The 5,326-nt window shown below is 49.0% G+C and carries 5 protein-coding genes and 1 pseudogene; 4 read left to right on the forward strand and 2 right to left on the reverse strand.

The genetic code is table 11. From position 1 onward, the window contains the following. Positions 1 to 151, reverse strand: a pseudogene (locus tag ACFW2W_RS15345) (photosystem II D2 protein (photosystem q(a) protein)); the annotation flags it as partial. Between the two features lie 437 nt (positions 152 to 588). On the opposite strand from ACFW2W_RS15345, the gene ACFW2W_RS15350 reads away from it, so the two are divergent. From ACFW2W_RS15350 to ACFW2W_RS15360, 3 genes are all read left to right on the forward strand, one after another. Then, a complete protein-coding gene (locus tag ACFW2W_RS15350; protein WP_378179631.1) occupies positions 589 to 1,155 on the forward strand; it encodes a photosystem I assembly protein Ycf4 in 567 nt (188 codons plus the stop codon). Between the two features lie 75 nt (positions 1,156 to 1,230). Next, the gene (locus tag ACFW2W_RS15355) at positions 1,231 to 1,965 is read left to right on the forward strand and encodes a peptidylprolyl isomerase (protein WP_378179634.1); all 735 of its coding nucleotides are present in this window, start codon (positions 1,231 to 1,233) and stop codon (positions 1,963 to 1,965) included. A 25-nt stretch (positions 1,966 to 1,990) separates the two neighbouring features. Further along, positions 1,991 to 3,151: a beta-ketoacyl-ACP synthase gene (locus tag ACFW2W_RS15360; protein ID WP_378179637.1), complete on the forward strand. Its 1,161-nt coding sequence runs from the start codon at positions 1,991 to 1,993 to the stop codon at positions 3,149 to 3,151. A gap of 132 nt (positions 3,152 to 3,283) precedes the next feature. Here ACFW2W_RS15360 and ACFW2W_RS15365 read toward each other — a convergent pair whose 3' ends face one another. Further along, on the reverse strand, positions 3,284 to 4,069 hold the full coding sequence (locus tag ACFW2W_RS15365) for an RNA polymerase sigma factor SigF (protein WP_378179642.1): 786 nt from the start codon (positions 4,067 to 4,069) through the stop codon (positions 3,284 to 3,286). A 326-nt stretch (positions 4,070 to 4,395) separates the two neighbouring features. Between ACFW2W_RS15365 and ACFW2W_RS15370 the strand changes: the two genes are divergently transcribed. Beyond that, the gene (locus ACFW2W_RS15370; RefSeq protein WP_378179640.1) at positions 4,396 to 5,124 is read left to right on the forward strand and encodes a Bax inhibitor-1 family protein; all 729 of its coding nucleotides are present in this window, start codon (positions 4,396 to 4,398) and stop codon (positions 5,122 to 5,124) included. Positions 5,125 to 5,326 lie beyond the last annotated feature (202 nt).

Consider the following 5,326-nt stretch of genomic DNA (forward strand, 5'->3'; position numbering starts at 1 on the left):
CGGTGAGCCAGCCGCCTAGCGCTAGATAGGCGCAGGGGAATAGCAGTAGACCGGACCAGCCGACAAATACGAAGCGATCGCGCTTGAGCCAGTCGTCGATGGTATCAAACCACCCTCTTGAACTTGGTGCGCGTCCGACTGCAATGGTCATTTCAAATCCTCTTACTATTGCGTCAAATCGTCTGAACTTGAGCAATTAACATTATTTATTTGACACGACCCACGCCAGACAGTAGTGGGATTTTTCTGGAGAAGTTTGCCGGGTTCTGTCTTCAATAGACACACTCGCTTGATTCCCCTGCGTGTCAATTTCCACTAACCTGTCGCCCTGTTGCCAGGTTTCAGGCTACTGTTATTTGGGAATGGGGCGCTCTTTGTCCTCAGAGTAAAACCTTAGGGTTCTAGCGCGTGTCCTCTATGATAAGAAAATATCAGAATTTTTACAATCTGACACGTACTTCTCATTAATCTCTGGCTCAGTTAGATTGCTAAATCAATAGCATAAATCCCTGGGAAGCTAGATAATCTGAATCAGACCGCTCTTAAAAACTTTCCTTAACAACTTTGGCGAACACAGAGTTTTCTTTCATGGCTGCACCGACAACATCCACAACTAACCGCGTTCTCCGTCAAGAGATTTTAGGCTCTCGTCGCTTGAGTAACTATTGGTGGGCAACCGTAGTCTCCTTGGGAGCTACAGGCTTTTTATTGGCTGGAATTTCCAGTTACCTAAAAGTCAATCTGCTACCCTTTGCTGACCCCACCAAGTTACTTTTTATCCCTCAAGGGGTGGTAATGGGATTTTACGGCTTTGCCGGTTTACTCGTAGCGCTCTATCTATGGATGATGATTATTTTAGACGTAGGGGGCGGTTACAACGAGTTTAATCAAGAAACCGGATATATTCGCATCTTTCGATGGGGCTTTCTCGGTAAAAACCGCCAAATTGAACTCGGCTGTCGCATACAAGATGTCCAAGCAATTCGAGTGGAAATTAAAGAAGGTCTCAACCCACGCCGGTCGGTTTATCTGCGCGTCAAGGGACGCCGCGACATTCCCCTGACGCGAGTTGGAGAACCGCTACCCTTGTCAGAGCTGGAAAATCAGGGTGCCCAACTGGCTCGTTTCTTGGAAGTGCCCATCGAAGGTCTCTAACAATTCTTGGTTGAGCCATCCCATATCTGCATAAGATGATTCAGTAGCTCTGGCTACCAATTAGGTGAAATGAAAATGCAGATACAAATCCGGCACTGGTTTATATTACTTTTTGCGATCGCAGGACTGATGTTGGGGGGATGTACCACCGATCAGGCTACTTCCTCGGATACCAGCCCCTCAGCACCTGCCACTCCAGCGAGTAGTCCCAAAACAAGCAGTTTGCCCCGCTTAGAAGGGAAAGCCACCGTAGTTATGACGGTTAAAGGTTCGCCAATTACGATTGAAGTCGATGGCACTAATGCCCCGATTACATCTGGTAATTTCGTCGATTTAGTTCAAAGAGGTGTCTACAACGGACTGGTGTTTCACCGCGTAGTGCGGCAACCGCAACCCTTTGTTGCCCAGGGTGGCGATCCGCAAAGTAAAGACCCGAATGTGCCCACAGAACGTCTGGGGATGGGTGGTTTTATCGATCCAGCGACGGGTCAAGCGCGTTATATTCCCCTAGAAATTAAGCCGAAAGGGGCGGAAAAACCCGTTCTCAGTGAGACGCTCAAAAGCGCAGGTGTTTCTGAACCCCCGCAGTTGCGACATACTCGTGGCGCTGTAGCAATGGCTCGCTCATCTTTACCCGACTCGGCTTCGTCGCAGTTTTACATTGCTTTAGCCGATTTGCCATTCTTGGATGGTGACTATGCTGTTTTTGGCTATGTCACTAAGGGGATGGAGGTAGTTGACAAGATTCAGCAGGGCGATCGCATTGAATCGGCTAAGGTGACAAAAGGTGAGGAAAATCTCAAGAAATAGCAATTTGCTATTAGCTGGGTAATCGGTGGAGATTGTCGTTACTGGGATTGGCTTAGTCTCAGCTTTGGGTAACAGCTTACAGACCAGCTGGCAACGTTTAATCGCCGGTCAAGCTGGCATTCAGTTGTATCAACCCTTTCCAGAACTCGCACCCCGACCCTTAGGACTGATCGGGAAACAACCCGCTGAGTTAGCAACCCTGACTCAGCGGGTTGTCGCAATGGCACTGGAAGATGCTGGTTTGGTTTCGCCTTTGCCCGACTGTGGAGTCGTAATTGGTTCGAGTCGCTCTTATCAGGCATCTTGGGAGAAATTGGCGCGGGAGTTTTATCTAGATGCCGAACGACTAAAGTCGCGGCTAGACAAACAAAGCCTGCCGACGCAGGCTTTTTTGGAGACGCTGCCGCACATGAATGCGATCGCAGCCGCTCGTCAAATCGGGGCAACTGGGTCTGTCTTGGCACCAATGGCGGCTTGTGCAACTGGAATTTGGGCGATCGCGCAAGCAGTTTCGCTCTTGGAAACTGGGCAATGTCAGCGAGTCATTGCTGGGGCAGTGGAAGCACCGATTACACCGCTGACGCTGACTGGGTTTCAGCAGATGGGCGCTTTAGCTCAAACGGGCGCTTATCCTTTCGAGCGGCGGCGGGAAGGCTTAGTTTTGGCAGAGGGAGGAGCGGTCTTCGTATTGGAATCCGCAGAATTGGCAAAGCGTCGTTCAGCACAGATTTATGGACAAGTGCTGGGATTTGGCTTGACATCTGACGCTTATCATGCAAATGCGCCAGAACCGGGAAGTCGGAGCGCGATCGCGGCGGTCAAGCAATGTTGCGATCGCAGCCACCTTTCCCTTGCAGACATTGATTACATTCACGCTCACGGTACCGCTACCCAGCTCAACGACCAAAATGAGGCACACTTGATTCAGTATCTCTTTCCCCAAACGGTGCCGGTCAGTTCTACTAAGGGAGCCACAGGTCATACACTGGGAGCATCGGGAGCTTTGGGTGTCGCTTTCTCTCTAATGGCATTGAAGCATCAGATATTGCCGCCGTGTGTGGGTTTGAAGGAACCAGAATTTGATTTGGATTTAGTCACAGTCCCGCGTCAAGGTGAAATTCAACAGGTGCTTTGTTTTAGCTTTGGTTTCGGGGGGCAGAATGCGGTGGTAGCGTTGGGGAAGTAGCGGGACGCCTTTAGGCGTTATGTCACCTAAAAAATAGGGTGGCATAACCCACCCTACAAACTCTCTACTAATTTTTAACTGGCGACTACTTCCCAAGCAAGCCGTCTTGCTTTGATTCTTTCTAGGAAGTCTCTAGCTAGCCAAACGCTCGGTTGATTGAGGTTGCAACAGCGATACCAACTGCTCAACTCCTCTTTGAAGATGCCGTGTCACCGTCATGGGGCTGACACCAATTCGCTTAGCCGCTTCTTTCCGAGGAAGATCGCGTACCAACACTAATTCAATTGCAGCTTGAGTTTTGTTGTCCAAATGACTCATCGCCCCTTCCAGCTCTTGCCGTTCTTCTTCTTGACTTTGCCAAGATTGATAGCGAGGGTCAGGCAGTGTCTCCGCCAACGTAATCTGAAAGTCAGACTGCTCAAAAACGACACTATCTAAACTTAATGGTCGGCAGTTTTGAGCCGCAACCTTGCTTTCACTCCAGTCTTCTAGGGATACTTTAATTGCTTGGGCAATTTCAGCTTCTTTTGGCGATCGCCCTAAAGTTTGTGCCAACTCTTTCCGCGCCTTTTGTCCTTCCTGCTGGATTTCCTGCCACCGACGAGGCATCTTCATCACGCCGCCCCTGTCGCGTAAATAATGCAGCATCTCACCGCGAATGTAAGGAACCGCAAAGGAACTAAAAGCAAAGCCTTGATGGGGATCGAATCGCTCAATCGCCCGAATCAAACCGAGATAGCCGAGTTGTTCCAAATCTTCATAAGGTTCCGCACACTGATAACTGACTCGATGAGCCATCTTCCGAACCAGTCCAGCATTCAACTGCACCAGTTGATTGCGAACTTCAACTGATGGATTTTTATAGTAAGCAATCAAAAGTTCCATCGAATCGGAGCTGCAAGAAGATTGAGTCGCCATTGTCAAAGCCTCTGTAAAACCACCCCGTTTGGGAAATTGGGAAATCGCTATCTCTTCATTTCGTCTAACTGAATTCATTTTCTGTATAGGCGCTTTCGACAACCATCGTTGGATTACGGAACTCACAGAGAGCCTGTCCAGGAATGTCAGCATATATACGTAAGTTGCAGTTTGATGTAGCCAAAAACTACTCCTTGCTTTAAAAACAAACTGCAAGAGCTTGCTTCGTGGAACCCACTAGCAGAGGACTTCGGCTCTACGTCACAATTGAATTAGACTGGCGATCGCGTTCTGTAAATGACTCGTAATATTTCTGAGGAAGTCCCATGAGTAACACCAGCAACTTCCGTCAAGCGATGCGTGAGGCTAAAAATCACGCACTCGTTGGCCCCAATGTTATTGCCAATGCCCTTCCCTATGTAGGCGCTGGGCTGGTCTTAACCGCACTTGGCACCTACGGGGGTCTTGGCGTTCTCCGTTCCAACCCAGAGCTATTCATGCCAACTTTCTGGGTTGCCCTGATTGCAGAATTCGCCCTTTTCTTCGTTGCCCAAAACGTTGCCGTTAATGGCAAGAAAAGCCTTGCTCTGCCCCTCCTAGCTACCTACAGCCTATTGTCGGGCTATACACTGAGCGGATTGATATATGTGGCTCTGAGGACATCTGGGGTCGGTTTGCAAGGAATTGGTTTTGCTGCCCTCGGCTGTGGCGTTACCTTTATTGCTGCACGACAGATTGGCTCCAATCTCTCGGAGCAAGATGGCATGGCTCTGACTAAAACAGTACAGCTAGGCATTATTGCCCTAGTTGTTGTGCTAGTGGGTCAGCTGCTGCTGTCTTTATTTGGTGTCTATACACCCACCTGGCTAGAAATTGCCATTTCTGGCATTGGCGTGTTTTTGTTTGCCGGTGCTGCTGTGGTGGATTTCTATATCCTGCCCCGCGCTTACCGCGATGACCAATATCTGCCTGCTGCTTTGTCGATGTACCTGACTTACATCAATTTGTTCATTTTCATTCTGCGGTTGCTGATCGCTTTCAATAGCCGCGACTAAGAGGCAACAGTTTCATTAAACGCACACATCTTGAAGCTGTGGGAAACCACGGCTTTTTTTTGGGACTGGACATTCACTAACGGGACTTGAACTTTGTTCAAGCCCAAACAAGCCCTAAATGGGCTAGGTGTAAGGCAAATACGTCAGTATTCTCCTGAAGCCAACGGACAAACCGATAGGATATAGCTGTTCTAAAAGCTGA

The organism is Coleofasciculus sp. H7-2 (assembly GCF_042747725.1).
In the GTDB taxonomy this organism is placed as follows: domain Bacteria; phylum Cyanobacteriota; class Cyanobacteriia; order Cyanobacteriales; family FACHB-T130; genus FACHB-T130.

What these genes read in the sequence shown, in the direction of transcription:
- ACFW2W_RS15355 (WP_378179634.1), top strand. Translation starts at nt 1,231, where the DNA reads ATGCAGATACAAATCCGGCACTGGTTTATATTACTTTTTGCGATCGCA.
- ACFW2W_RS15350 (WP_378179631.1), top strand. Translation starts at nt 589, where the DNA reads ATGGCTGCACCGACAACATCCACAACTAACCGCGTTCTCCGTCAAGAG.
- ACFW2W_RS15370 (WP_378179640.1), top strand. Translation starts at nt 4,396, where the DNA reads ATGAGTAACACCAGCAACTTCCGTCAAGCGATGCGTGAGGCTAAAAAT.
- ACFW2W_RS15365 (WP_378179642.1), bottom strand. Translation starts at nt 4,069, where the DNA reads ATGGCGACTCAATCTTCTTGCAGCTCCGATTCGATGGAACTTTTGATT.